The 26,754-nt window shown below is 54.8% G+C and carries 23 protein-coding genes, 6 tRNA genes and 1 pseudogene; 16 read left to right on the top strand and 14 right to left on the bottom strand.

From position 1 onward, the window contains the following. Positions 1-366: 366 nt before the first annotated feature. The 4 genes from P3C52_RS05350 to P3C52_RS05335 form a co-directional block, all read right to left on the bottom strand. Positions 367-648: a hypothetical protein gene (locus tag P3C52_RS05350; protein ID WP_275554159.1), complete on the bottom strand. Its 282-nt coding sequence runs from the start codon at positions 646-648 to the stop codon at positions 367-369. A gap of 252 nt (positions 649-900) precedes the next feature. Further along, positions 901-1,713, bottom strand: a complete 813-nt coding sequence (locus tag P3C52_RS05345) for a hypothetical protein (RefSeq protein ID WP_275554158.1) — start codon at positions 1,711-1,713, stop codon at positions 901-903. Between the two features lie 23 nt (positions 1,714-1,736). Then, on the bottom strand, positions 1,737-2,189 hold the full coding sequence (locus P3C52_RS05340; RefSeq protein ID WP_275554157.1) for a universal stress protein: 453 nt from the start codon (positions 2,187-2,189) through the stop codon (positions 1,737-1,739). Between the two features lie 12 nt (positions 2,190-2,201). After that, positions 2,202-2,984: an IclR family transcriptional regulator gene (locus P3C52_RS05335; RefSeq protein ID WP_275554156.1), complete on the bottom strand. Its 783-nt coding sequence runs from the start codon at positions 2,982-2,984 to the stop codon at positions 2,202-2,204. Between the two features lie 171 nt (positions 2,985-3,155). Between P3C52_RS05335 and P3C52_RS05330 the strand changes: the two genes are divergently transcribed. The 3 genes and pseudogenes from P3C52_RS05330 to ypdK all read left to right on the top strand — a co-directional run bounded on the left by P3C52_RS05330 (position 3,156) and on the right by ypdK (position 6,072). Beyond that, the gene (locus P3C52_RS05330) at positions 3,156-4,763 is read left to right on the top strand and encodes an MFS transporter (RefSeq protein ID WP_275554155.1); all 1,608 of its coding nucleotides are present in this window, start codon (positions 3,156-3,158) and stop codon (positions 4,761-4,763) included. 2 nt (positions 4,764-4,765) lie between these two features. After that, a pseudogene (locus P3C52_RS05325) lies at positions 4,766-5,793 on the top strand (HlyD family secretion protein). Between the two features lie 207 nt (positions 5,794-6,000). Then, positions 6,001-6,072, top strand: coding sequence for a membrane protein YpdK (gene ypdK, locus P3C52_RS05320; protein WP_103790920.1), 72 nt, complete (start codon positions 6,001-6,003; stop codon positions 6,070-6,072). A gap of 44 nt (positions 6,073-6,116) precedes the next feature. Here ypdK and alaC read toward each other — a convergent pair whose 3' ends face one another. Continuing rightward, positions 6,117-7,376 carry an alanine transaminase gene (alaC, locus tag P3C52_RS05315; protein WP_275554154.1) on the bottom strand — a complete coding sequence of 420 codons (1,260 nt, stop codon included), beginning with the start codon at positions 7,374-7,376 and terminating at the stop codon, positions 6,117-6,119. Between the two features lie 232 nt (positions 7,377-7,608). Between alaC and P3C52_RS05310 the strand changes: the two genes are divergently transcribed. Together P3C52_RS05310 and P3C52_RS05305 are read left to right on the top strand one after the other, a co-directional pair. Continuing rightward, positions 7,609-9,291 (top strand): sensor histidine kinase, encoded by a 1,683-nt coding sequence (locus P3C52_RS05310; RefSeq protein ID WP_275554296.1) that lies wholly within the window; start codon positions 7,609-7,611, stop codon positions 9,289-9,291. A 13-nt stretch (positions 9,292-9,304) separates the two neighbouring features. Further along, positions 9,305-10,042: a LytTR family DNA-binding domain-containing protein gene (locus P3C52_RS05305; RefSeq protein ID WP_275554153.1), complete on the top strand. Its 738-nt coding sequence runs from the start codon at positions 9,305-9,307 to the stop codon at positions 10,040-10,042. Positions 10,043-10,250: 208 nt separating this feature from the next. On the opposite strand, the gene glk is transcribed toward P3C52_RS05305, so the two are convergent. After that, a complete protein-coding gene (gene glk, locus P3C52_RS05300; protein WP_275554152.1) occupies positions 10,251-11,216 on the bottom strand; it encodes a glucokinase in 966 nt (321 codons plus the stop codon). Between the two features lie 155 nt (positions 11,217-11,371). Beyond that, the gene (locus P3C52_RS05295) at positions 11,372-13,024 is read right to left on the bottom strand and encodes a thiamine pyrophosphate-binding protein (protein WP_275554151.1); all 1,653 of its coding nucleotides are present in this window, start codon (positions 13,022-13,024) and stop codon (positions 11,372-11,374) included. A 214-nt stretch (positions 13,025-13,238) separates the two neighbouring features. Between P3C52_RS05295 and mgrA the strand changes: the two genes are divergently transcribed. After that, positions 13,239-14,228 (top strand): L-glyceraldehyde 3-phosphate reductase, encoded by a 990-nt coding sequence (mgrA, locus tag P3C52_RS05290; protein WP_275554150.1) that lies wholly within the window; start codon positions 13,239-13,241, stop codon positions 14,226-14,228. Between the two features lie 148 nt (positions 14,229-14,376). Next, on the top strand, positions 14,377-14,745 hold the full coding sequence (locus P3C52_RS05285) for a DUF2502 domain-containing protein (protein WP_275554149.1): 369 nt from the start codon (positions 14,377-14,379) through the stop codon (positions 14,743-14,745). 95 nt (positions 14,746-14,840) lie between these two features. On the opposite strand, the gene P3C52_RS05280 is transcribed toward P3C52_RS05285, so the two are convergent. After that, positions 14,841-16,085 (bottom strand): Nramp family divalent metal transporter, encoded by a 1,245-nt coding sequence (locus P3C52_RS05280; RefSeq protein ID WP_275554295.1) that lies wholly within the window; start codon positions 16,083-16,085, stop codon positions 14,841-14,843. A 360-nt stretch (positions 16,086-16,445) separates the two neighbouring features. Between P3C52_RS05280 and P3C52_RS05275 the strand changes: the two genes are divergently transcribed. Next, the gene (locus tag P3C52_RS05275) at positions 16,446-17,633 is read left to right on the top strand and encodes a NupC/NupG family nucleoside CNT transporter (RefSeq protein WP_275554148.1); all 1,188 of its coding nucleotides are present in this window, start codon (positions 16,446-16,448) and stop codon (positions 17,631-17,633) included. 302 nt (positions 17,634-17,935) lie between these two features. Here P3C52_RS05275 and P3C52_RS05270 read toward each other — a convergent pair. Together P3C52_RS05270 and P3C52_RS05265 are read right to left on the bottom strand one after the other, a co-directional pair. Further along, positions 17,936-18,011, bottom strand: a tRNA-Ala gene (locus tag P3C52_RS05270). A gap of 42 nt (positions 18,012-18,053) precedes the next feature. Then, positions 18,054-18,129, bottom strand: a tRNA-Ala gene (locus tag P3C52_RS05265). Positions 18,130-18,548: 419 nt separating this feature from the next. Here P3C52_RS05265 and P3C52_RS05260 point away from each other — a divergent pair. Then, positions 18,549-19,337 (top strand): formate/nitrite transporter family protein, encoded by a 789-nt coding sequence (locus P3C52_RS05260; RefSeq protein WP_275554147.1) that lies wholly within the window; start codon positions 18,549-18,551, stop codon positions 19,335-19,337. 124 nt (positions 19,338-19,461) lie between these two features. After that, positions 19,462-19,815 (top strand): YfeC-like transcriptional regulator, encoded by a 354-nt coding sequence (locus P3C52_RS05255; protein ID WP_275554146.1) that lies wholly within the window; start codon positions 19,462-19,464, stop codon positions 19,813-19,815. 50 nt (positions 19,816-19,865) lie between these two features. On the opposite strand, the gene gltX is transcribed toward P3C52_RS05255, so the two are convergent. After that, on the bottom strand, positions 19,866-21,281 hold the full coding sequence (gltX, locus tag P3C52_RS05250) for a glutamate--tRNA ligase (protein WP_275554145.1): 1,416 nt from the start codon (positions 21,279-21,281) through the stop codon (positions 19,866-19,868). 271 nt (positions 21,282-21,552) lie between these two features. Between gltX and P3C52_RS05245 the strand changes: the two genes are divergently transcribed. The 5 genes from P3C52_RS05245 to P3C52_RS05225 all read left to right on the top strand — a co-directional run bounded on the left by P3C52_RS05245 (position 21,553) and on the right by P3C52_RS05225 (position 22,434). Continuing rightward, positions 21,553-21,628: transfer RNA gene (locus P3C52_RS05245), tRNA-Val, on the top strand. Between the two features lie 41 nt (positions 21,629-21,669). Then, a tRNA-Val gene (locus P3C52_RS05240) sits at positions 21,670-21,745 on the top strand. Between the two features lie 26 nt (positions 21,746-21,771). Continuing rightward, positions 21,772-21,847: transfer RNA gene (locus tag P3C52_RS05235), tRNA-Val, on the top strand. A 2-nt stretch (positions 21,848-21,849) separates the two neighbouring features. Then, a tRNA-Lys gene (locus tag P3C52_RS05230) sits at positions 21,850-21,925 on the top strand. Positions 21,926-22,086: 161 nt separating this feature from the next. After that, positions 22,087-22,434 carry a FlxA-like family protein gene (locus P3C52_RS05225; RefSeq protein ID WP_275554144.1) on the top strand — a complete coding sequence of 116 codons (348 nt, stop codon included), beginning with the start codon at positions 22,087-22,089 and terminating at the stop codon, positions 22,432-22,434. Here P3C52_RS05225 and P3C52_RS05220 read toward each other — a convergent pair. Continuing rightward, positions 22,431-23,351 carry a LysR family transcriptional regulator gene (locus tag P3C52_RS05220; RefSeq protein ID WP_275554143.1) on the bottom strand — a complete coding sequence of 307 codons (921 nt, stop codon included), beginning with the start codon at positions 23,349-23,351 and terminating at the stop codon, positions 22,431-22,433. The genes P3C52_RS05225 and P3C52_RS05220 overlap by 4 nt on opposite strands. Positions 23,352-23,444: 93 nt before the next feature. Here P3C52_RS05220 and P3C52_RS05215 point away from each other — a divergent pair, with 93 nt between their 5' ends. After that, positions 23,445-24,461, top strand: coding sequence for a bile acid:sodium symporter family protein (locus tag P3C52_RS05215; RefSeq protein ID WP_275554142.1), 1,017 nt, complete (start codon positions 23,445-23,447; stop codon positions 24,459-24,461). 30 nt (positions 24,462-24,491) lie between these two features. Here P3C52_RS05215 and P3C52_RS05210 read toward each other — a convergent pair whose 3' ends face one another. Together P3C52_RS05210 and ligA are read right to left on the bottom strand one after the other, a co-directional pair. Continuing rightward, on the bottom strand, positions 24,492-24,710 hold the full coding sequence (locus P3C52_RS05210) for a DUF3820 family protein (protein ID WP_275554141.1): 219 nt from the start codon (positions 24,708-24,710) through the stop codon (positions 24,492-24,494). Then, entirely contained in the window at positions 24,703-26,730 is a 2,028-nt protein-coding gene (gene ligA / locus P3C52_RS05205) for an NAD-dependent DNA ligase LigA (protein WP_275554140.1), read from the bottom strand. Before ligA ends, P3C52_RS05210 begins: the two co-directional genes overlap by 8 nt. Between the last annotated feature and the right edge of the window lie 24 nt (positions 26,731-26,754).

The following is a 26,754-nucleotide window of genomic DNA, read 5'->3' as shown; positions in this document are numbered from 1 at the left end:
AAACATTTGTAAATAATTGCCTGGTTAACTCTACAAACGAGCCCTTATTCCTTCACTTTTAGGCCGTAAAGTGAAAGGCATTAAGAAGATGAAGGAGTTCACCATGCGAATAATGATAAAAAGTGCCTCTGTTCTGGCGATTGTCAGCATGCTAAGCGGTTGTATAATAGCTCACGATCGCGGCGGGCCGGGATGGCATCATGATCGCGGCCATCATCACGGCTGGCATCATCACCGCGGGCGTTAAATCAAATTCTAAACGGGCGCGTCACAGTAACGTACCTGGCGGGCAAAGCCTGCACACAGCAATATAATAAAAAATAAGGTAGGAAAAATTGGGCGAGAATATTCTCGCCCTTTTCTTTATTAACCTTTTATCGCGAAATTACATTGATACCAGGCGGTTTTTAATCCGGGTATATGACTGTCCTGCACGGGTAATGGATCAACCAGATCAAAGCCCTGCGCATTACAATAATTCGCCACGTCATTTTCCAATGCCGTTTTATTCACTTTCTGAGGATGGTATCGATATTGAACCGTATGTGAAACCGGATCTTCATCGACGCGTTCAAACGCTCCTGGTTTGCTGGCCGTACAGCCTGCTAATAAAAACAGCGCCAGAGCGCCGTAAATTTTACTCTTCATTTCTCTTCCTTATGCTGGTGTGGTATCTTAACAGGCAGCACCAGAGGCACAATCAGAATGTCCCTTAAAGCGCCGTTTCCATTAACGCTTTTATCAATTGAATCGATTCAATTTAACGCTTTGTGCGGTTGCCTGTCAGGTGCGATTATCATTTCAGACGCCATGATGTCTGTACCAACCACCAGGTTTATCACTATAAATAATAATGATTTGACTGTTAACGCCCGCTGTTTGCGGGCTTTTTTTTGTCTGTCATCCGGCGTTAGCGCTAAGCATCATACGCAAAACGTTAGCCGATTGTTTGGGAGGAAGTGCGAGGATGCTGCGATACAGGTCAATGGTCATATCGCACATTTTCTGCCGATTCACATGGCTGTCTGCTGGCGCGTTAAGCCACTGCAAATCATTACCCCATGTGGCATAAAGCTGCTGTACCACTTTATTTAAGTTTTGATGCGCGGCGGCCAGATCGACTTGCTGCTCAGGCCCGGCGCTGTCCTGCAACAGTTGTTCAATTTCCCGTAAATCCCGCTGCACCAGGCTGGCGGGCAACACCACGTTCAGATTAACGCCGCCGCTAACCTGCGGAAACAGAAAGCGAAAGCAGAGCTGGACATCTTGCGCGCGCAGGCTTTCCATCTGCTCCAGCGATAGCGCGATATAACGGTTAATCGCTTCATCCCCGGCACGGCCAATGCGCTGATTCAACAGATCGCCCAGCATGGCGCGCAAATTGCTCGTTGCCTGTTCAGGCGCGATCCCGGCGCGCATCTGCGCCACCAGTTCCGCATTAAGCTGCCGCCACAGCGCGGGTTCCTGCCGTTGTAAAATACGATAGCCAGGCAGCTGAGCCAGCCGTTGCTGCGCCGTCTCGATCTGCGTCTGCAAACGCGCTTCCGGCAGAATAACCGTGCGATAGCCCAGCCAGCCGCCGACAATGACGATTACCGCAATGGCCAACAGCGAAGCCTGGGTAACGGAAAGCTTTTTATAGCGATACAGGACGATAAGCCCAAAGAGCAACGCCGCCAACAGAGCGGCGCTGATAACAAAATCATGCCTCAAAACGTTTTTCCTGCTTCAGGGCGCTACTGCGCCCGTACGTCGACCAGCACCGGACAATGGGCGCGCTCAATGACGGCCGCGCTGACAGAACCCTTCAGCAGGCGGTTAAAGGGGGAAAGATGACGCCGTCCCATAATAATCATTTTTGCCTCCAGCGCGGCGGCCTGCGCCACAATGGTTTCCGCCGACTCACCGGCCACCACGCGACCGCGCGCTTCAATGCCGGCACCCAGCAGCTGCGCCAGCGCATGACGAATCACCAGCTCCGCCGTGTTTTGCTCATCCAGCGCAGCGCCAAAATCAGCCGGATCCTCACCAGCGGTGATATCCAACGGCTCGCCGCAGGTAGCGTAAGCGGGATCGATACAGCACAGCACCATAATCTGCGCGTTTAGCGCCCGCGCCTGTTCTGTCGCCAGTGAAACCACTTTGCGAGAGTGATCCGAGTTATCTATTGCCACCAGCAAGGTTGTCATTTTCTTTATTCCTCAGTCATGCGCCAGATGTTTACCAATTTCACGCGTCATCGTCTCTTTACATCTTAGTATTTCATGGCGATAGAGCGCTTCATTCCTGTGAAAGCGCGCCGCCGGCACCAGCAGCGAAACGGCAAAGCGTCCCAGCAGCGTATCCAGCGCTACGCCCATGGTTGAGATACCTTCCAGTGTTTCGCCGCGATCGAAGGAGACGCCGGTTTTACGGATCTCTTTCAGCTGCCGCAGCAGTTCCGGCAGGGTTTTAATGGTGTTTTCGGTGATGGGATCCCAGGATTCGCCGACCAGCGTGCGCACATCTTCATCGCTTTCCAGCGCCAGCAACGCGCGGCCGCCGGACGTGCTGTAGAGCGGTAAATTCAACCCCATTCTCGGCACCACGCGCAGTTCGCGATCGGCCACGATAAAATGGACAATCGCCAGCTGAATGCCGCTGGCGCGGGCCAGCGAAACGGTTTCGCCGGTGGCGTCACACAGTGCCTGAAGGGCCGGACGCGCGACTTCCACAACATCGGTATGCACGCTGGAGATCAACCGCAGCAGCGCCGGTCCCAGCCGTACGCCGCCTGCGCCGTGGCTGCGCACCATCTGGGCGGCGTCTAGCGCGGCCACAATGCGCTGCACCGTTGAGCGTGGCAGCGCCACCGCCTGCGCAATTTCGCCCAGGCTCATACCGCCCGGATGTTCGCCTAAAGCGTTAAGGATATTCGCCGCGCGCGCAATCACCTGGATGCCGCCCGTTTTCTCATCATCGCGATGATGCGGTTTATCAGACATGAACATGCTGTTCTCTTTCCATGAAGGGCGGCGATACTGTAGCGCGTTTTATGCCGCTTTCCCACCCTGTACCACATTGCAATACATCTACTCACCATGTAAGATTGCGCGCTCGCTAAATTGCAACAACATCATCACACCATAATAAAAAAACACTATGGAGTACCTGCTATGAACGGTCAGCCTGCCGCTGCACCGGCTCCCCACCCTTTTACCCTGCGTCTGGCGCTGGGTCTGGTCGGCGTGCTGATTGCGGCCCTCGCTTCCGGGCTTAACGATCGCGTCACCGACATCGCGCTGGCCGATATTCGCGCGGCGCTGGGCATCGATTATGCTCAGGGCAGTTGGCTGATTGCGGGGTATCAGGCGGCAGAAGTCGCCGCCATGATGATCGCGCCCTGGTTTGCCGTCACGCTGTCGTTGCGACGCTTCGCCCTTGGCGTGGCACTTGGCTTCGGCGTTACCGCGTTACTGCTGCCCTTCGCCACGCACTATCCGCTGTTTCTGACGCTACGCGTGCTGCAAGGCATTTTCGGCGGCGCGCTGCCGCCGCTGTTGATGACAGTCGCCCTGCGCTTTTTGCCGCCGCCGCTTAAGCTTTACGGCCTGAGCGCCTATGCCTTAACCGCCACTTTCGGCCCCAATATGGCGGCCTCTCTCGCGGCACTCTGGACGGACAGCGTCGGCTGGCCCTTTGTCTTCTGGCAGGTGATCCCGGCGATGCTGGTCGCCATGTTGCTGATTGGTTGGGGTATTCCGCAGGATCCGGCGCGCTTTGAGCGCTTTCGCCAGATCGATCTGTTCGGCATGCTGACCGGCTGTAGCGGTATAGCTTTGCTGATACTGGTACTCAATCAGGGAGAACGCCTCGACTGGCTGAGTTCCCCGTTGATTGCGGCAATGCTGCTGGCGAGCCTGGCGCTGCTGGTAGTCTTTTTTATTAATGAATGGTTTCACCCGTTGCCGCTGTTCCGCCTGCAAATGCTGTCGCGTCCTAATCTGACGCATGGCCTGCTAACGCTGGCGGGCGTGCTGCTGGTGGCGCTGTCCGGTTCGGCGCTGCCGTCGGCTTATTTCGCTCAGGTTGAAGGCTTTCGTACCGCGCAATTTGCGCCGCTGGCGCTGACTATCGGCGCGCCGCAGCTGCTGATCGCACCCTTTATCGCCATGCTGCTCAATATCCGCTGGATCGACTGCCGCTGGATGCTAACCTGCGGCGCACTGCTGATGGCCGCCTCCTGCCTGATGGGTTCGCAAATCACCAGCGACTGGGCGCGTCAGAACTTCTGGCTGATTCAGATTATGCAGGCGTTCGGTCAGCCGATGATGATTTTGTCAGTGCTAATGAGCGCTACTTCTGTGGTATTACCACCGGAAGGTCCGTTTGCCTCCGCAATGTTTAACACCGTACGCGGCTTTTCCAGCGTGGCGGCCGGTACGCTGGTGGAGTGGTTTATCAGTCACCGCGAGCAGTTCCACTCGCATATTCTGCTGGACGGCGCTGCCGGTCGAAGCTGGCTGCTGCGCGCCGATTCCGCCAGCGAAGCCAGCACTTTTGCGCCGTTACTGCCCGACGGCAGCATCAGCTCCACGGAAAATATCGCGCATTTTTCCACGCTGGTTAAACATCAGGCGCAGGTATTGAGCCTCAGCGACGCTTATTTATTGCTGATTGCCTTCGCCTTGCTCCTGATCCTGCTTACCGCCTGGCTGCCAAAACGCGTCTGGCCGCCGCAAACCTTATTACAACAACCTGTTACGCCGAAACCGGGAATTTAATGATGTCTTTTACACCTGCTAAACGTACTGGCCTGCTGGCAGTGCTGTTAATTGTTCTACTGGCGATCGCCTTTTTTATCTGGTCCGCCATGACGCGCGCCGACTATCAAACCGACGATGCCTGGGTCGCCGCCGACTATACGTTGGTCGCGCCGAAAGTTTCTGGCTATATCAGCCAGGTTCTGGTACGTGATAACCAACAGGTTAAGGCGGGCGATTTGCTGGCGACGCTGGACGATCGCGATTATCGCGTGGCGCTGGAAAGCGCCGAGGCGAGCCTGCAGCTAAGCCAGGCGAAGCTCGCCAGCATTGCCGCGCAGCGCGAGCAGCAGCAGGCCGTTATTGCGCAAAATAAAGCGGCGGTAACCGCCAGCCAGGCGACGCTCAGCTATGCGGTCAAAATGCCGATCGCTATCGCCGCCTGCTCCAGAGCGGCACCGCAACCGCCGACGAGCAGCAGAAAGCCAACTCCACCATGCGATCCGCTGCGGCGCAGGTGGCGCAAAACCAGGCTGCGGTGCTGGCGGCGGAAAAAGAGTTGGGCATTTTGCTGGCCAGCCAGAAGCAGGCGGAAGCGGAGATAGCCTCGGCAAAAGCCTCGGTCGATCAGGCGCAGCTTAATCTGTCTTATACGCGGATTGTTGCGCCGGTAAGCGGCATGGTCGGCCAGCGCAGCCTGCGTCAGGGCGCCTGGGTTTCCGCCGGCAGCCGCCTGCTGGCGCTGGTGCCACTGGAAAAGAGCTATATCATCGCCAACTATCTGGAAACCCAGCTGGCTAACGTGCGGCCAGGCCAGGCGGTGGAGATCACCGTGGACGCTCTGCCCGGCCAGCATTTCCACGGCCGGGTAGAGAGTATCGCCCCCGCGACCGGCGCGACCTTCTCCGCCATTGCCGCCGATAACGCCACCGGCAACTTTACCAAGGTGGTGCAGCGCCTGCCGGTAAAAATTACGCTGGACGATCATCAACCCAACCTGGCGCATTTGCGGGTCGGCATGTCGGTCATACCGGAAATTCAGGTGAAATAAGGGTGTCAGAGGCGGGCTGCAGCTCGGATCATGCCTATTTATTTTGGCCGCGAATGCGCGTAAATTAGCGCGCGATCCTGTTCTGAGCGATTCAGAGCTATCTGGAAACAACGGCGTCGTACCAAAGAAAGCGCGCCTTGTTCTTATTCTGTTCAGGTTATGCAGGTTTGGGATCGCCACCGACATAATCGTCAGGGGAGTTTTCAGGTGAAATATGCGTTGATGGGAATCTCTTTCTTCCTGTTAGTCTGGGTTGGCACCTTCGTGCTGATGCTGTAAAAGTGCGGCAACAGAGGCGACGCTATGCGTCGCCTGATTGCTTCTTATGACGCGGAAGCGTCGTTTTCCGTTTCAACCAACCCGCTGTTTTTCACGCTGCCCGACAGAACGCCGTCGGCACGAAACATCGCTTTAATCCCGCGCACCGCCTGCCGGATACGATCGCGGTTTTCAATCAGCGCAAAGCGCACATGCGTATCGCCATAGTCGCCGAAACCGATGCCCGGCGAGACGCAGACCTTCGCCTCCTGCAACAGTCGTTTGGCGAACTCCAGCGATCCGAGATGGGCATAATGATCGGGGATTTTGGCCCAGACATACATTGAGGCTTTCGGCATTTCTACCATCCAGCCCGCTTCATGCAGCCCTTTTACCAGCACGTCGCGACGACGTTTATACTGCTCGGCGATGTCACGCACGCACTGCTGATCGCCTTCCAGCGCGGCGATGGCCGCCACCTGCAGCGGCGTAAAGGTGCCGTAATCGTGATAGCTTTTAATGCGCGCCAGCGCGGCGACCAGCTCTTTGTTGCCGACCATAAAGCCGATGCGCCAGCCCGCCATATTGTAACTTTTCGATAGCGTAAAGAACTCAACGGCTACGTCGCGCGCGCCCGGCACCTGCATAATAGACGGCGCTTTCCAGCCGTCATAAACAATGTCGGCGTAGGCCAGATCGTGAACCACCAGCACGTTGTACTGTTTCGCCAGCGCGATAACGCGCTCAAAGAAGTCCAGTTCGACGCATTGCGAGGTAGGGTTTGACGGGAACCCGAGGATCATCATTTTCGGCTTTGGATAGCTCTCCCGAATCGCCCTTTCCAGCTCGTTGAAAAAATCAACGCCAGCCACCAGCGGCACTGAACGCACCTGGGCGCCAGCGATCACCGCGCCGTAAATATGAATGGGATAGCTGGGATTGGGCACCAGCACGGTATCGCCATGATCGAGCGTCGCCAACATCAGATGTGCCAGCCCCTCTTTCGAACCGATGGTGACAATGGCTTCCGATTCAGGATCGATCTCCACCTCGTAGCGATCGGCATACCAGCGCGAAATCGCCCGACGCAGACGCGGAATGCCGCGCGAAGTGGAGTAACCGTGGGTATCATCGCGCTGTGCCACCTGACAGAGCTTTTCCACAATATGCGGCGGCGTGGCGCCGTCCGGGTTGCCCATGCTGAAATCGATAATATCTTCGCCGCGCCGACGCGCAGCCATTTTCAGCTCAGCGGTAATGTTAAAAACATAAGGAGGAAGACGTTCAATGCGGGAAAAACGACGAGACGAGCTGTTATCAGCCATAGCAACCTCTGTGAGTACGTAAGCGCCCGGACCGTCCGAGCGACGCTGACCACCGTTGTGGTCGAAGAATGACCATAGCCTGGCGGAGATAACGTTGTCGACAGGGGCAGAAAAATAAATTTTTCGCGCCTGCTTCCGTAAAATGCAAAGATCGTGGCGCGCTAAAGCCACATTTTTTATCATGATGTTCCCTGTGTGAAGCCACGAGATGCCTGTGCAATCCATATTCGATATGCTGCTGGCGGTGTTTGACCGCGCCGCCCTGATGCTGATCTGCCTGTTCTTTTTGACGCGCACGCGCCACTTTCGCCAGCTGTTACAGAAGGATGAACACTCGCGTCAGGAGCTGCTGGCGGTAACGGCGATTTTCTCGCTGTTCGCCCTGTTCAGTACCTGGTCGGCGGTCAATGTCGATGGTTCGCTACTGAACGTGCGCGTGATCGCCGTGATGTCGGGCGGCATTTTATTTGGCCCCTGGGTGGGCATTGCGACCGGCGTCATTGCTGGTGTGCATCGCTTCTTAATCGATATGCACGGCGTTTCGGCGGTGCCCTGCCTGATTACCAGCATTATCGCCGGCGTGGTCTCCGGCTGGATTAACCTGAGAGTGGCGAAAGAGCATCGCTGGCGACTGGGGATCCTTGGCGGCATGCTGTGCGAAACCCTGACGATGCTGTTGATCCTGCTGTGGGCGACGCCGCGCGCACGCGGCATTGAGATCGTTTCTGAAATCGCTATTCCCATGATCCTGGGCGCGGTGAGCATTGGGCTGATTGTGCTGCTGGTGCAGAGCGTGGAGGGAGAAAAAGAGGCGGTAGCCGCGCGTCATGCCAAGCTGGCGCTGGATATTGCCAATAAAACGCTGCCGCTGTTTCGTCAGGTCAACAGCGATTCCCTGCGCAAGGTATGCGAAATTATTTGCAGCGATATTAATGCGGATGCCGTAGCCATCACCAACAAGCATCAGATTCTGGCCTACGTCGGCTACGGCGAACAGCATTACCGCCAGGGCGACGACGGGCTGAGTCCGACCACCCGCCAGGCGCTTAATTACGGCAAAATTATTATTAAAAATAACGATGAAGCCTACCGCACGCGCGATATTCATTCGATGATTGTGATTCCGCTCTGGGAAAAAGGCGAAGTCACCGGCACATTGAAAATCTATTATCGCCACGCTCACCGAATTACCTGGTCACTCAAAGAGATGGCGGTCGGCCTGTCGCAAATTATCTCCACCCAGCTGGAAGTGTCGCGCACCGAGCAGCTGCGCGAGATGGCGAATAAGGCCGAACTGCGCGCTCTGCAAAGCAAGATCAACCCTCACTTTCTGTTTAACGCCCTGAACGCCATCTCTTCCTCGATTCGTTTAAATCCCGATACGGCGCGCCAGCTGATCATTAATCTGTCGCGTTATCTACGCTATAACCTGGAGCTGAACGACGATGAAACGATCGACATTAAAAAAGAGCTGTATCAGGTGAAAGACTATATCGCCATTGAACAGGCACGCTTTGGCGATAAGCTCACGATGATTTATCACATCGACGAAGAGGTAAATTGCACGCTTCCCAGCCTGCTTATCCAGCCGCTGGTGGAGAATGCCATCGTTCACGGCATTCAGCCCTGCCGCGGTAAAGGCGTGGTGACGCTGTCGGTTGAAGACTGCGGCGATCGCGTGCGTATCGCAGTGCGCGATACCGGCAACGGCATCAGCGATGAGGTCATTGCCCGCGTTGAGCGTAATGAGATGCCCGGTAATAAAATCGGCCTGCTGAACGTGCATCATCGCGTTAAGTTGCTGTACGGCGGCGGATTGCAGATTAAGCAGCTTCATCCGGGTACGGAAATTGCGTTCTTTATCAGTAAAAACGGTGAAAAACTGCCGGAAAAAACCTTGTCGCTGACGGCCTGAGCGGGAGAAGCAAGTGAAAGCCATCATTGTAGAAGATGAGTTTCTGGCGCAGCAGGAGCTGAGCTGGATGATTAAGCAGCACAGCGCTATCGATATTGTCGCCTGTTTTGACGACGGGCTCGACGTACTGAAGTTTTTGCAGCACAGCGAAGTGGATGTGATCTTCCTGGATATTAATATTCCTTCGCTGGACGGCGTTTTACTGGCGCAAAACATCAGTAAGTTCGCCCATAAGCCGCAAATTGTATTTATCACCGCCTGGAAAGAACATGCGGTGCAGGCGTTTGAACTGGAAGCCTTTGACTACATTCTGAAGCCTTACCATGAGTCACGCATTGTCGCCATGCTGCACAAACTGGAAGCGCACTGGCAACAGCAGCATCAGCCGAGCGTGCCCGACGCGGCAACGCTTCGCCCAATAGCGCAAACCGTGAATCTGATAAAGGATGAGCGGATTATTGTGACCGACATTAATGAGATCTATTACGTCGAAGCCCATGAGAAGCTGACGTTTGTCTATACACGCCGGGAAGAGTACGTGATGTCGATGACTATTACTGAGTTCTGTCATCGGCTGCCGGAAAGCCAGTTTTTCCGCTGCCATCGTTCTTACTGCGTCAACCTGAGCAAGATCCGCGAAATCGAGCCCTGGTTTAATAACACTTATATTTTGCGGCTGCGCGACCTGGATTTTCAGGTGCCGGTAAGCCGCAGCAAGGTAAAAGCGTTTCGCCAGCTGATGCGTTTATGACGCTGTTCGCCGCAGGTGAATATTAACAAGGTGATGAGGCTCAGATAAAAGCAAAGCACGCTGAAAAAAGTGATGAGGCCGGACAGAAGCCCGCTGAAAACGAGAGTGCTAAAACCCGAATAAAAAGCCTGCTTTAAGCAGGCTTTTTATCAGCTTTTTACATGAGGCCCGTACCGACGCCTGTTTTCGCAGACTGCGGTGCGCAGCGTTACAGCACGCGGCCCAGCGTCTGGCGCAGATGCGCGCCCGCGCCCAGCAGGCCAGGCTGATCGTGCGTAATCATATAGACCGGAATGTTATGCACGTAATCGCGGAAACGCCCTTTATCCTCAAAGGCAGCGCGGAAGCCGGATGCTTTAAAGAATTCAAGGAAACGCGGCACGATGCCGCCGGCGATATAAACGCCACCGAAGGTGCCCAGCGTTAACGCCAGGTTACCGCCGAAGCGCCCCATAATCACGCAGAACAGCGACAGCGCGCGACGGCAATCGGTGCAGCTGTCAGCCAGCGCCCGCTCTGACACATCTTTCGGCTTCAGGTTTTCCGGCACGCGCTTATCCGATTTCACAATGGCGCGATAAAGATTCACCAGGCCTGCGCCTGACAGTACGCGTTCCGCTGAAACGTGGCCCAGCTCCTCACGCAGCACCTGCAGGATAAGATCTTCTTCCACGCTGTTTGGCGCTAAATCGACGTGTCCACCTTCGCCCGGCAGGCTGACCCAGCGACGATCGACATGCACCAGATGCGCCACGCCAAGACCAGTGCCCGCACCATACACGGCGATCGGCTTATCTTTAATTGCTTCCTTGCCGCCGAACTGAATAACGTCGCTTTCCGTCAGCATCGGGATCGCCATGGAAACCGCGGTGAAATCGTTAATGATTTCCAGATGTTCAAATTCCAGGCTGGCTTTCAGCGCTTTGGTAGAGAATGCCCAGTCATGATTGGTCATTTCTACCCAGTCTTCGGTAATCGGGCAGGCAATGGCGATACAGCCATCTTTTATCTCCTGCTGCTGCTCTTCCAGGAACAGACGGATCACCGCTTCGAGGCTGGGATGCTCAGAGGTGGAATAGGTGGTTACCTGAGAAATCAGGCCGGATTCTACTTCACACAGCGCCAGGCGCGCGTTGGTACCGCCAACGTCACCCACCAAAGCGTATTTAGTCATTATTCTGCTGCTCCGCTTATGTCAATTCACTACGGGACACTATAAATTTCCCCCGGTAAAACAACAACGCTCACCGAAATGAAAGCGCCTTGCCAAATCGCCCGTTACCTTAACCGTGAAAGCCGGATCTGAACAGCACCATCTTTCTGAAATCGCTATGCCGAATTGCGCTGATGCAGCGAGGCGGAGACCTGCTGTAAGAGCGGCGGCAAATCGAGACGCGGCAACACCACCTCCACCAGCGACAGACGCGGCGCGTCGGCAATAAGTTTCATCACTTCTGTTAACTGTACGGTCTCCATCACGCGCCAGCTTTGCGCGGGACACGCCTGGCTTAATGCCTGCGGTATCTGCGTCCAGTTCCAGGCGGCAATATCGTTATAACGCTGGTCAGCGCCATTGATCGCGCGCTCAACGGTATAACCGTCGTTGTTTAACAGAAAGATGAGCGGTTTCAAATTATCGCGCATCATCGAACCCAGCTCCTGCACCGTTAACTGCGCCGAACCGTCGCCAATAAGCAGAATCACCCGTCGTTCCGGCTCGGCGGTTTGGGCGCCAAAGGCTGCCGGCAAAGTATAGCCGATAGATCCCCAGAGCGGCTGAACCACCAGCCTGGCGTCGCTCGGCAAGCGCAGCGCCGCCGCGCCAAAGGCGGCGGTGCCCTGCTCCGCCACGATCAGATCGCCCGGACGCAGGAAATCCTGCATCGCCTGCCAGAAGGCATTTTGCGTCAGGCCGGGTTGGGCGTCCTGTGCCAGCGGCGCGGGCTGACAGCGATCCAGCATCCAGCCCGCGCTGTAGCGCTGGCAAAGCTGCTGCAATTCATCGATTACGCAAGACATCGGTAGTTGCTCGAAGCACTCTCCAGCGACCGTGACGCTAAACGGCTGAACATCTATCGTTTTTGCGGCCTCAATTTGCTGCGTAAAACCGACAGTGATGGTATCGGTAAAGCGCACGCCAACGGTAATGATAACGTCCGCCTGTTCAATAACTCGGCGCGTTGCGGCGGCACAGCCCTCCCCGGCATAGGTTCCGGCGAAACCTGGGCGCTGTTCATCCAGTACACCTTTACCCATCAGCAGCGTGGCGTGCGGCAGCGGTACGGCCTCCAGCCAGTGTGCAAGCTGCTGTTGAACGCCAAAGCGATCGGCCAGAAAGTCCGCCAGCAGCGAAACGCTGCGCGCGTCGGCAAGCAGGCGTTCTGCTGCCAGACGAAAACCCTGCAGGGAGGAAGCATCAAGCGGATACTGAACGGTCAGCGGCTGAAGCGGCGCCGGAGCGGGCGCGACGGCGACATCTACCGGCAGCAGCAGGTAAGCGGGTCGCCGCTGCATCAGGGCTTCGCTTATTACCCGATCGATTTCGGCACAGGCGTTTTCTACCGTCAGCGTCGCCTGCGTGACCGTCACCTCCTGCTGCATACGCGCAAAGTGTCCGAAGTCGCCGTCGCCCAGCGAGTGATGAATAAGATCGCCGCGCTGCTGAGCTGACAATGAAGGCGCGCCAACAATATGAATAACTGGCAAATATTCCGCGTAGCTGCCCGCAATGCCGTTAATGGCGCTCAACTCCCCTACGCCAAAGGTGGTCAATAACGCGGCGGCCCGGCGGCTACGCGCATAACCATCGGCAGCGTAAGCGGCGTTAAGCTCATTGGCGCAGCCAACCCAGGCCAGACGAGGATGAGCGATCACCCGATCGAGAAAGGTCAGGTTAAAATCGCCTGGCACGCCAAACAGATGATCGATGCCGATTTCATTCAGCCGCTGCAGCAGATAATCACTTACCGTTAGTCCAGACATAGCAGACTCCTTGCGTAATCAGGTCATTTGAGTATCGATTATTCTGCTGCCGCGTCGACATACGATATTGTTATCCTGCTTTGCCCGCTGGCAACCGGGCGTTACGCCTGTGGATTTTTCTGTAATTGCGATCCGTCACGCGCTTTTCATCTTGTGTAAACGTATACACTGCTAAGCTCCTTGCTTTAATTACCTATTTCTTCAGGGAATTGCTATGCATTATCAACCTGCCGCTGAGCGTTATCAGCAGATGGAATATCGTCGTTCAGGGCGCAGCGGCCTTAAGCTGCCCGCTGTTTCCCTTGGTCTGTGGCATAACTTTGGCGACAGCACGCGCGTCGATAACAGCCGTGCCCTGTTACGCCACGCCTTTGACTGCGGCATCACTCATTTTGATTTGGCGAATAATTACGGCCCGCCGCCCGGCTCGGCAGAAGAGAACTTCGGTCGAATTTTACGGGAAGATTTTCACGGCTATCGCGACGAGCTGATTATCTCCACCAAAGCGGGCTATACCATGTGGGATGGGCCTTACGGCGACTGGGGGTCGCGTAAGTATCTGATCTCCAGCCTCGATCAGAGCCTGAAGCGTATGGGCCTTGAGTACGTTGATATTTTCTATCATCATCGTCCCGATCCAGAGACGCCGCTGGAAGAGACGATGATGGCGCTGGATCAGGTGGTTCGTCAGGGCAAGGCGCTGTATGCCGCGATTTCAAACTATCCTGCCGATCGGGCGACAGAGGTCATTCAGATTCTGCGCGAGCTGGGTACGCCCTGCTTAATCCATCAGCCGAAATACTCGATGTTTGAGCGTACGCCGGAAGCGGGTTTGCTGGATGTACTCCAGCGCGAAGGCGTAGGCTGCATCGCGTTTTCCCCGCTGGCGGGCGGCGTGCTGACCGATCGCTATCTGCACGGCGTGCCGGAAGATTCCCGCGCGGCCAGCGGCAGTCGTTTCCTGAATGCCGACCAGTTGACGTCGGAAAAGATGAATACCGTGCAGCAGCTAAACGCCATCGCCCAGCGTCGCGGGCAGAAACTGGCGCAAATGGCGCTGAGCTGGGTGCTGCGCCAGCCCGCCATGACCAGCGTACTCATCGGCGCCAGCAAAACCAGCCAGATTGATGATGCGGTGCAGATGCTGCAGCAGAGCCAGCTCAGCGCAGAAGAGATCCAGGAAATTGATGCCTTACTGAAGTAATTCCCCTCGCTGGCTGTCGGATGGCAGCCAGAAAATTCCCAATTAAGATTATCCTTATCTTTTTCAGAAAGCTGCCGATGCTATACGCGCCCTTTCTTTCTATGCTGGCGCCAACAGTGCTGCTGTTTGCGCACTGATAAGGAGAAATATGAAACGTGCCGTTATTTTTGCCGCTTTGCTGGCAACCTTGTCCCCTTTTGCTACATCCACAGCACATGCCGACGGCGCGACGATTACGCTGGCGCCCGGCATAACATTACAACTGGGCGATCGCGATCGCCACGGCCACTACTGGGATGGCGGACGCTGGCGCGACGGGCGCTGGTGGCACGATCGCTATGAATGGCAACAGGGCCGCTGGTGGCGTCATGAACAGTGGCGACGTCATCGCGACTGGGAGCGTCAACAGTGGCAGCGCCGTGAATGGCGGCGGGAGCGGGAATGGCGTCATCATGAGCGCGCCCGTGAGCGGGAACATCGTAAGTGGGAAAAGCATCACCATCATCATCATGACTAAATCGCCATCCTGCCTGTGGCGATCCGTTTAACGCTTTACCCTGGCGCAGCGCGGCAAACCGGTTCGCGCTGCGTCAGCAGAGCAGGCAACTGTTCTCAGCCCAGCCCCAGTGTTTCCCCTACCAGCAGATAGATATTCAGCGTGACCACCAGCGCTACGATAATCCAGCCGACGGTCTGCATGGTGCGCGTGTTGGTCATATCCCCCATCAGCTCCTGCTTGCCGGTAAATACCAGCAGCGGAATCAGCGCCAGCGCGATGCCGAAGCTCAGCAGCACCTGACTCATCACCAGAATACGCGTAGGATCCCAGCCCGCCATAATGACGATAAAGGAGGGCAGCATGGTAATGGCGCGACGCAGCCACAGCGGAATATGGAAGTGGATAAAGCCCTGCATCACCACCTGCCCTGCCAGCGTGCCGACGACCGTGGATGACAGGCCGGCTGCCACCAGGCTCAGACCAAACACCAGCGCCGCGGCATCGCTTAACAGCGGCTTCAGCGTCAGGTAGGCCTGATCGAGATCCGCCACGCCGGAATGACCGTTAAAGTGAAAAGCCGCCGCCGCCGTCGCCATCATCGCCAGGTTAACGAAGCCGGCAATGGTCATGGCGATGGCGACATCCAGCTTGGTAGAAGAGTAGCGCTCGCTGCGCGAGCTGCCGCGCCCGCCGTTTTGCGTCAGCGAAGAGTGCAGATAAATTACGTGCGGCATAATGGTAGCGCCCAGCACGCCCGCCGCCAGAAATACGGCGTCAGCCGTAGGCAGCGAAGGCAGCGCCATGCCGCGCACCAGTTCGGTCATTTGCGGCTGCGAAAAGAACAGCTCAACAATATAGGCAGCGGCGACAAACAGCAGCAGCCCGCCAATCACCAGCTCCAGCGGCTTTTGCCCGCGATTTTGCAGCATCAAAATTAAAAAGGTGGCAACGCCGGTTAATACCGCGCCCTGCAGGAGCGAAATGCCGAGCAGCATTTTAAAACCGAGCGCGGCGCCGATAAACTCCGCCAAATCGGTGGCCATAGCGATAATTTCCGCCTGTACCCAGTAGAACCAAACTGCCGGGCGCGGAAAGCGATCGCGAATATGTTCTGCGAGATTTTTACCGGTAGCGATGCCGAGCTTGGCGGACATCAGCTGAATGATGGTTGCCATAATATTGGCCCAGACCACAACCCACAGCAGCTTATAGCCATAGGACGCGCCCGCCTGGATATTGGTGGCAAAGTTGCCAGGATCGATGTAGCCAATTGCCGCAATAAAAGCGGGCCCCAGCAACGCCAGCTTTACCTTACGGGCTCCGCGTGCAGCTCGTTCCGCGGTGCGGCTTTCTAACATAGTCATTATCCTGTCTGGAAATGGTGTCACCCTTACAGCGTAAAGGGACATAACCCATAGTGAAATATGATTGTCGTTATCGTTGTGATAGCTCGCGCTATAAAGTATAGCAATGGCTATATCTGTATTCACAATAGCCGACTGTTTAAACATCATCAACCCACTAACTGTAGGCCATCTCAAAAATGTTAACAATGAAGATGTGGTTTTTTTAATCAGTGTTACAGTTGTGATCGAGCAGTCTTTTCTTGCGCTTAGCACGATAGGCAATTGTTATATTGTGGACTTGATCTCGTTTTTACGCTCGGTGTTACATAGAATACGCAGCGAAATATAACCTGCCTCAAATTTGGAGCATACATGTCCCGCATTTTGCATTTTGTTCTGGCGCTGGTGGTGGTTGCGTTGCTGGCATTGCTGGTAAGCCGCGATCGTAAAAATATCCGCGTCCGTTTTATCATACAGCTATTAGTGATTGAGGTTCTGCTGGCCTGGTTCTTCCTCAATTCTGAAGCTGGCCTGGGATTCGTCAAAGGCTTTGCCGGCCTGTTTGATTATCTGCTGAAATACGCTGCTGAAGGGACCAACTTCGTATTTGGTGGAATGAATGACAAAGGTCTGGCGTTCTTCTTCCTTAATGTTCTCTGCCCTATCGTCTTTATCTCTGCTCTGATCGGTATTCTGCAACATTTCCGCATTCTGCCTGTCGTTATTCGCGCTATCGGTACGGTACTGTCGAAAATTAACGGCATGGGCAAACTGGAATCCTTTAACGCGGTTAGCTCACTGATTTTGGGACAGTCAGAAAACTTTATCGCCTATAAGGATATCCTTGGTCAGATGTCGCAGCGCCGCATGTACACCATGGCGGCTACTGCGATGTCTACGGTTTCCATGTCTATCGTGGGCGCCTATATGACCATGCTGCAGCCGAAATATGTGGTCGCCGCGCTGGTGTTGAATATGTTCAGTACCTTTATCGTGCTGTCATTGATCAACCCTTACCGCGTGGATAAAGAAGAAGATTTGCAGCTTCGCAACCTGCACGAAGGCCAGAGTTTCTTTGAAATGCTGGGTGAATATATCCTTGCCGGTTTCCGCGTGGCGATTATCGTTGCCGCAATGCTGATCGGTTTTATCGCCCTGATTTCCGGCATTAACGCGCTGTTCGACGCCATTTTCGGTATCAGTTTCCAGGGCGTGCTGGGCTATGTGTTCTTCCCGTTTGCGTGGGTTATGGGCGTTCCGTCCAGCGAAGCGTTGCAGGTTGGCAGTATTATGGCGACCAAACTGGTTTCCAACGAGTTTGTGGCAATGATGGATCTGCAGAAAATCGCCGGGCAACTCTCGCCGCGCGGTGAAGGCATCCTCTCCGTATTCCTGGTTTCTTTTGCTAACTTCTCTTCTATCGGCATTGTGGCCGGTGCGATTAAAGGTCTGCATGAAGAACAGGGTAACGTGGTATCACGCTTTGGCCTGAAACTGCTGTACGGTTCTACGCTGGTCAGCGTGCTGTCAGCCTCTATCGCCGGCCTGGTTCTCTCCTGATCACATGAGTGACGCTAAAAACCGGGCCTGGCCCGGTTTTTTTATGGGCGCAAAAGCTACGGCAAAAGGTACAGGATTATTTGTTAAGAAGGGGAGTGCTTAGTCAGGACGGTAAAGGCGACTGTCAGGATCGCTGCCAGGCGTCTGGCTAAGTCTGTTATGTAAGACACCATGCATTAAGCAAATGTCATTAACAAGCAGAGGTGTAAAAGCTGATAAGCCAGGCGATTGATGAGCGTCAAAACAGGAAAAGAATAAAGGTGGAATTTATTATTGCGCGATAACAGGGAACATAAGAAGAATGGTGGAGATAAGCGGGATCGAACCGCTGACCTCTTGCATGCCATGCAAGCGCTCTCCCAGCTGAGCTATACCCCCACATCAGATGATTACCCGTTGCCAAATCTCTTGGGATAGATTTGGTGGAGCTAAGCGGGATCGAACCGCTGACCTCTTGCATGCCATGCAAGCGCTCTCCCAGCTGAGCTATAGCCCCATACCGGATAACCGTGTCGTGTTGACGGAGCGCATGATATGAAACCGCCTTCAGGGTGTCAACGGCAAATTCAAAAACTGTGTTTGATCGCTGAAAAAGGCGTCAATCAAGGCGTTGCGTTGCATCAGCAATCCTGTCCGACCGCCGAATCATTATCCCTGGCAACGCCGTTAACCCCTGATTCATCACGCCGATTGCCGTTGCGGAAAGATTTACTACTAAGTGGCCCTGTTTCCCCTGCTGCCTGATGTTAATTTTGCGTTAATGTCATTATAAAATGTCGCTTGTTATTGTTAATTTGCTATGCAAAACTTCGCACGCTAATTAATCGACAGGATGATCGTGTCCGCTCCGGCTGAGCCCTGCCGCCGTTAAGACGCGAAAATGCCTTTTATTCTTTGACTAACACCAGAGCTATTATGTCTTTGCATTCACCTAAAGAAATCGCAGCCATTGCTATTCAGTCTGGCGTGGCAAAAAGCCGTCTTTCCGTTTCTTCTCTGTTAATTCTTGGTTTTATGGCCGGTGCATTTATTGCCACCGGTTTTCTGCTCGATCTGCATGTGATTAATAAACTGCCTGCAGACTGGGGTTCTTTTGGCGGCTTCCTTGGCGCGGCGGTCTTCCCGGTCGGGTTGATCCTGACGATCCTGGCGGGCGGCGAACTGCTGACCGGGAACATGCTGACGTTGCCGATCGCCTGGTTTGCCCGCCAGGTGAGCGGCTTAAGCGTGCTGCGTAACTGGTTCTGGATCACTATCGCTAACTTTATTGGTAGCGTGGCCGTCGCCTGGTTCTTTGGTCATATTCTTGGTATGACCGAAGGGGATTACCTGAATAAGACTGTCGCCATCGCCACGGCAAAAGTTAACGCCGATTTTACGCATGCTTTTATTTCCGGCATCGGCTGTAACTGGCTGGTCTGTCTGGCGGTCTGGCTGGCTTTCGCCAGTAAAGATATGGTCGGCAAAATCTTTGGCGCCTGGTTCCCGGTAATGGCTTTTGTCGCCATCGGTTTTCAGCACGTGGTTGCTAATATGTTTATCATTCCGGCGGCAATTTTTGCCGGTCAGCTTAGCTGGGCAGAATATCTGCCGAACTTCGTGGCCGTTTTCCTGGGCAACGGCGTAGGCGGTGCAGTATTTGTCGGCCTCGCCTATTTCCTCGCTTTCCGTCCGGCGGCAGAAACCGCTACGGCGTCACGCTAACCAGCTTTTCCTCCGCCTGCGGGCGGAGGATGCGACCGCACCCGTTAGTGATCCACGTTAGTTAATCACCTTACGTTTTCATGTAATATATTCGCCTGTTGTTTAAGTTTACAGGGACTGAAACGTGAAAGAGGAATGGTTAACGCCAGATGAGCTAGCCCAGCGGACAGGCTATACGCGCCAGACAATTAACAAATGGATTAAACGCGAGCAGTGGACCACGAAGCCTAAGCCCGGCGTTCAGGGCGGCAAAGCGCGCGTGGTAAAAATTGATGAAAGAGTCAACGCGTTTATCAACGAAATACGTTATGCCGCGGAACCCGCCGGCATTTATCAGGCGCGGCCGAATACCTTGTCCGGTCTATTGCTCTCTGTTGTGCAGCAGATGACGCCGCAGGAACAGCAAAACTTACAGAGATTACTACTGCGTGAAGGCGTTAAAGGCCTTTTGCAACGGCTGGATATTGAAAGTAAGTGAAAAAAAACCGGAAGCTGGCTTCCGGTTTTTTTATGTATCACAGGAAAGGCTTAGGCCTGCGCTTCACGCTCGCTGATAAAGGCCAGCGCTTTTTCAATACGCGCTACGGCACGCGAACGGCCAATCGCCTGCACCGTCACATCCAGCGCCGGTGACTGCCCTGCTCCGGTTACCGCCACGCGCAGCGGCATCCCTACTTTGCCCATACCCACTTCCAGCTCGTCCGCCGTCGCCTGAATGGCGTGATGAACATTTTCTGCCGTCCAGTCGGTAATAGCGGCCAGCTTGTCGCGTACCACTTCCAGCGGCTGACGCGCTACCGGGCGCAAATGTTTTTTCGCCGCATCGGCATCAAAGGTATCGAACTCTTCATAGAAGTAGCGGCAGCTGGCCGCCATCTCTTTCAGCGTTTTACAGCGCTCGCCCAGCAGTTTGACCAGCTGTGCCAGCTCAGGCCCGGTACGGGTATCGATCTGCGCCTGTTCAATGTGCCATTGCAGATGCGTGGCGACATATTCCGGCGGCAGCGCATTGATGTAATGATGGTTCAGCCACTGCAGCTTCTCGGTATTAAAGGCGCTGGCGGATTTGCTTACCGCATCCAGCGAAAACAGCTGTTTCATCTCATCAATAGAGAAAATTTCCTGATCGCCATGGGACCAGCCCAGACGCACCAGATAGTTCAGCAACGCTTCCGGAAGATAGCCGTCATCGCGGTACTGCATGACGCCAACCGCGCCGTGACGCTTGGAGAGCTTTTTACCATCGTCGCCCAGAATCATAGAAACGTGCGCGTAAACCGGCACCTGCGCGCCAATTGCTTTCAGAATATTAATCTGGCGTGGCGTATTGTTGATATGGTCTTCGCCGCGAATAACATGGGTAATGCCCATATCCCAGTCATCGATTACCACGCAGAAGTTATAGGTCGGCGAGCCATCGGTACGACGAATAATCAGGTCGTCCAGCTCCTGGTTGCTGAATTCAATCGGGCCGCGGATCTGGTCGTCAAATACCACCGAGCCTTCCTGCGGATTGCGGAAACGCACCACGTGCGGCTCATTATCAGCATGATGTTCATGGCTGTCGCGGCAGCGTCCGTCATAGCGCGGCTTCTCGCCGTTCGCCATTTGCGTTTCGCGCAGCTGTTCCAGACGCTCTTTGGAGCAGTAACATTTATAGGCGGTTCCCGCTTCCAGCATCTCATCGATCACCGCGTTGTAGCGATCGAAGCGTTTGGTCTGATAATACGGACCCTCATCCCAGTCCAGATTCAGCCAGTTCATGCCGTCCATAATGGCGTCAATCGCCTGCTGCGTAGAACGTTCCAGATCGGTATCTTCAATGCGCAGGACAAATTCACCGCCGTGATTACGGGCAAACAGCCAGGAGTAGAGCGCGGTACGAGCGCCGCCAACGTGCAGATAGCCGGTCGGGCTGGGCGCGAAACGGGTTTTGATTTTCATTGAGCTTGCCTTTGTGCGCAGATTTTCTGCGGAATGACAGAAAAGATGATTTTCTTGCATTGTTTAAGTGCGCATATTCTATCACCTGCCCCTGATTCCTCAACGGCAAACCCGGCGTCCTTGCGGCATACCGTTGAATTTTCATGCGGCTAAATGTCGATTTCGGTTAAAAGCGCGACACGCTGCCTAATTTTAAGACGAACAAACATTTTCGTTTTAAAAAGCGTTGACTCATTTGCAACTCTCCCTATAATGCGACTCCACACAGCGGGGGTGATTAGCTCAGTTGGTAGAGCATCTCCCTTACAAGGAGGGGGTCGGCGGTTCGAGCCCGTCATCACCCACCATCTTCCTGATGGCCCGCAGTGTAAGACAGACCATAAAAGATGGGTGATTAGCTCAGTTGGTAGAGCATCTCCCTTACAAGGAGGGGGTCGGCGGTTCGAGCCCGTCATCACCCACCATCTTTTATAATCTGTCGCACCGAAATGGGTGATTAGCTCAGTTGGTAGAGCACCTCCCTTACAAGGAGGGGGTCGGCGGTTCGAGCCCGTCATCACCCACCATCGGGTCGTTAGCTCAGTTGGTAGAGCAGTTGACTTTTAATCAATTGGTCGCAGGTTCGAATCCTGCACGACCCACCAATGTAGAAAGGCGCCCTAAAGGCGCCTTTTTGCTATGCAAAATCGGCAGGATAAGAACCTGCGCCTTTTCACTTTCTTAGCACTTCTTTTACGCTTTCCGTCCTCAAGCCCTTTGTAACTGTTACCGATAAACGTATTGGTCTATTACAAAGGAGAAGATCATGACAACGATTAACACATCAACCTCAGGCGTTAGCCAAAGCAGCAGCTCCAGCAGCAGCGACGTCTCCTCGCAGATTTCACGTCTGACCAGCCAGATCACCAAACTGCAACAGCAGCTAAAAGATGTGAACAACTCAGACTCATCAACCGAGGAAAAACAGAAACAGCAAGAGCAGCTGCAAAGCCAGATCCAGATGCTTCAGGCGCAGCTGGCCCAGCTGCAACGTCAGCAGGCAGAAGAAGCGACTAAAAAACAAGAAGCTAAGCACAGCGACAGCGGCAGCGCAAAAGTCGCCGACGGCGTTAACCGCCCGACGGCAGAAAACCAGATTAACGTTTATATCTAAAAAGCGGGCATCCGTTGCCGCTGTTGCGTCAGCAGCATCGCCTGCTGACGCACTTCCTGCCAGATAACCTCAGCGGCGGGCGTCAAAGAACGGTTTTTACGGCGAATCAGCATTAGCGTGCGGTTAATCTCCGGTAATAACCGGCGCACTAACAGCGGCCGACCGGCAGGCAAAGGCAGCGCCAGCGCCGGTAAGATACTGATGCCTATACCTGCTTCTACCATGGGATACAGCGTGGTGGGATGGCCGATCTCCTGTACGATTTCTGCTTCGACCTGCTGCTGCTTCAGCGCCTCATCGATTAATACCCGGCTGCCGGAGGCGTAATCCTGTAAAACCATCGTGCGCCCGCTCAGCCGCTGCCAGCGGATCGTTTCTTCCTGCGCCAGTTCATCATCCTGACGGCACAGCAGCAAAAAAGGCTCATCAAGAATCGGCTGCGATTCAAACTCGCCGGCGGTGAGCGGCCCCACCACGATACCAAAATCGACCTCGGCATCGCGTACGCTCTGTAAAACCCACTGTTGCGGCCTGTCACGTAGCATGACTTTGATTTCTGGATAGCGTAGCTGGCTCGCTGCCAGGCACTGCGGCATCAGATGCGCGGAGATGGTTTGACTGGCTGCGACCCTGACCGTGCCGCTGCGCTGCTGCCCGAAGCTGCGCGCATCCAGTATGGTGGTATTTAGCTCTTCCAGCAGCCGCTCCAGGCGATTCGCCAACTGCTGTCCGGCATTGGTTAAAATCACTTCACGCGTGGTGCGATCCAGCAAGCGGATGCCCATTTCCGCCTCCAGCTCCTTAATGCTGTGACTCACCGCCGACTGGCTCAGGCCGATAATCTGCCCGGCCTGACTAAAGCTGCCGTGTTGTGCGACAGCGACAAAAACTCGCAGCTGGCGTAACGTATAATTCATCTATTTCATTCATCAATGGATGCAATAAATCAATTTTATTTCTAAACGCCGCTGGCGCACAATAGACCATCGATTTTTAACCAGGTTTTAACAATGGGAATTTTGCGTCTCGATCCGATGATGGTGAAATTATTGATCGCCGTCCTTCTCGCTACCTTCCTGCCTGCTAAAGGCGGCTTTGTCCCCTTTTTCGAATGGCTGACTACTGCCGCCATCGCCCTGCTGTTCTTTATGCACGGCGCCAAGCTGTCGCGCGAAAAAATCATCGCTGGCAGCAGCCACTGGCGGCTGCATTTATGGATTATGTTCAGTACCTTCGTACTGTTTCCGATCCTCGGTTTGCTGCTGGTCTGGTGGCATCCGGTAGACCTTAGCGCCGATATTTATACCGGCTTTGTTTATCTCTGTATTTTGCCCGCCACGGTACAGTCCGCTATCGCCTTTACATCCATGGCTGGCGGCAACGTCGCCGCCGCCGTCTGCAGCGCCTCCGCATCCAGCCTGCTCGGCGTTTTTATCTCGCCACTGCTGGTCAACCTGGTGATGAATATTCACAGCGAAATGCCGGGCAACGGCCTGGAGCAGATCGGGCGCATTATGTTGCAGCTGCTGGTGCCCTTTGTGCTGGGCCATCTGTCGCGCCGCTGGATCGGCGGCTGGGTTGAACGTCATCGCAGCCTGATTGGTAAAACCGATCAAACATCAATTCTGCTGGTGGTGTATTCAGCATTCAGTGAAGCGGTGGTCAATGGTATCTGGCATCGGGTCGGCATCATGACGCTGGTATGGATTTTGGTGGGCAGCACGCTGCTGCTGGCGATTGTCTTACTGATCAACCTGTTGGCGGCGCGCCTGTTCGGCTTCAACCGCGCAGACGAAATTACCATTCTGTTCTGTGGCTCGAAGAAAAGCCTGGCAAACGGCGTGCCGATGGCGAACATCCTGTTCCCTGCCGCCGCCGTGGGCATAATTGTGTTGCCGCTGATGATCTTCCATCAGGTGCAGCTAATGGTCTGCTCGTTTATTGCCCAACGTTATAAAAAGAAGAATGACGCGGCGCTAAAAGCGAACGCTCCGCAGGGTAAAGCGGTAGTGGAGTCTCAGAAGTAACAAAAAGGGCGCCGCTATCAGCGGCGCCCTTCAGCGAGATTGCTTTAGTGGCTTAACCAGCCCTTCCAGCCCTTCAATTTTAATCGCCAGCGTTAACTGCATCAGTTCCCCCAGCTGTCCGGCCGGAAATTCGCCCTTACGGGCGAACCACAGCAGATAAGGTTCCGGCAGATCGATCAATACGCGCCCCTGATATTTGCCAAAGGGCATTACAGTATTGGCAATATCGATCAGCTGCTGTTTATCCATTCTGGCTGTCCAGACGGCGGATCATCTCCGCTTCATCAATAACCTCGATGCCCAACTCCTGCGCTTTTGCCAGCTTAGAGCCTGCCGCTTCACCAGCGATAACCAAATCGGTTTTCTTCGAAACGCTACCGCTCACTTTCGCGCCCAGCGCTGTTAGCCGCTCTTTCGCATCATCACGAGACATAATGCTTAGCGAACCCGTCAGCACCACGGTTTTACCGGCAAAGGGGTTATCCAGTTCGGCAACGTTGACGATGGTGATTTCCGGCCAGTGAATACCAATATCCTCAATCAGCTGGCGTATCACTTCACGGTTGCTCTCTTCTTCCATAAAGTTGCGCACGTGCGATGCGACAATCTTGCCAACATCCTGTACGGCGATTAATGCATCCAGGTCGGCATCCATGATCTTTTCCAGCGAACCGAAATGATTCGCCAGGTTAACCGCCGTCGCCTCACCCACTTCACGAATGCCCAGCGCATAGAGAAAACGCGGCAGCGTGGTCGCTTTCGCTTTGTTAAGCGCATTCACCACATTTTGCGCCGATTTCGGCCCCATGCGATCCAGCCCGGTCAGCAGGCCCGCCGTCAGACGGAAAAGATCGGCAGGCGTTTTGACATACTCTTTTTCCACCAGCTGATCGATGATTTTGTCACCCATGCCGTCCACGTCCATGGCGCGACGCGAGACAAAATGTTTCAGCGCTTCTTTACGCTGGGCGCCGCAAATCAGTCCGCCGGTACAGCGCGTTACCGCTTCGCCTTCGACGCGCTCGACGTCAGAGCCACACACCGGACAGTGGCTGGGAAATGTAATTTCGCGCGTTTCCTGCGGGCGTTCCGATTCAACCACGTTAACCACCTGCGGTATGACATCGCCCGCACGACGGATCACCACGCGGTCGCCAATGCGCAGACCGAGCCGCGCGATTTCATCCGCATTGTGCAGCGTCGCATTGCTCACCATGACGCCCGCCACCTGTACCGGCTCCAGACGTGCAACTGGCGTAATCGCACCGGTACGGCCCACCTGAAACTCAACGTCACGTACCGTGGTCAGCTGTTCCTGCGCCGGGAATTTAAACGCGATCGCCCAGCGCGGCGCGCGCGCCACAAAGCCCAACCGCTCCTGCAGCTCCTGAGAATCAACTTTGATGACCACGCCATCAATATCAAAACCGAGCTGCGGACGATCGCGCTCTACCTGATGATAGAAATCCAGCACCTCTTCGGCGCTATGGTGAAGACGAATGCGATCGCTGACCGGAATGCCCCAGGATTTAAACAGTTGCAAACGCTCCCAGTGACTGTGCGGCAGTTCGCCGCCTTCGACCAGCCCGATGCCGTAGCAGAAGAAAGTCAGCGGGCGCTTAGCGGTAATACGCGGATCGAGCTGACGCAGGGAGCCTGCGGCGGCGTTACGCGGGTTAGCAAATATTTTGCCACCGGTGCGACGCGCCTCTTCGTTGAGCTTTTCGAAGCCCGCCTGGTTCATGAACACTTCGCCGCGCACTTCTAAGCGCGCCGGAATATTGTCACCTTTCAGACGCAACGGAATCGCCCGGATGGTGCGCACGTTGGCCGTAATGTTTTCTCCGGTGGTGCCGTCGCCACGCGTGGCGGCGCGTACCAGCAGCCCATCTTCATACAACAGACTGACTGCCAGCCCGTCCAGCTTCAGCTCGCAGCAAAAGGTAATGTCGTCGCTGCTTTTGAGGCGATCCTGGACGCGCTTGTTAAACGCCAAATAGCCCGCTTCATCAAATACATTGTCCAGCGACAGCATCGGCACTTCATGACGCACCTGCTCAAATGCCGTTAGCGGGGCCGCGCCTACACGTTGGGTTGGTGAATCCGGCGTGATTAAATCGGGATGTTGTTCTTCCAGGGCACGCAGTTCACGCATCAGACGATCGTATTCCGCATCGGGAATTTCCGGCGCGTCCATGACGTGATACAGATATTCATGATGACGAAGCGTGGTTCGCAGTTCGGTAATTTTGTCTTGTACGGATTCCATAACGCACCATCAGAGAAAGAAAAC

Source organism: Mixta sp. Marseille-Q2659, assembly GCF_940807255.1.
Classification (GTDB): domain Bacteria; phylum Pseudomonadota; class Gammaproteobacteria; order Enterobacterales; family Enterobacteriaceae; genus Mixta.
This window is presented reverse-complemented; position numbering and strand designations above follow the sequence as displayed.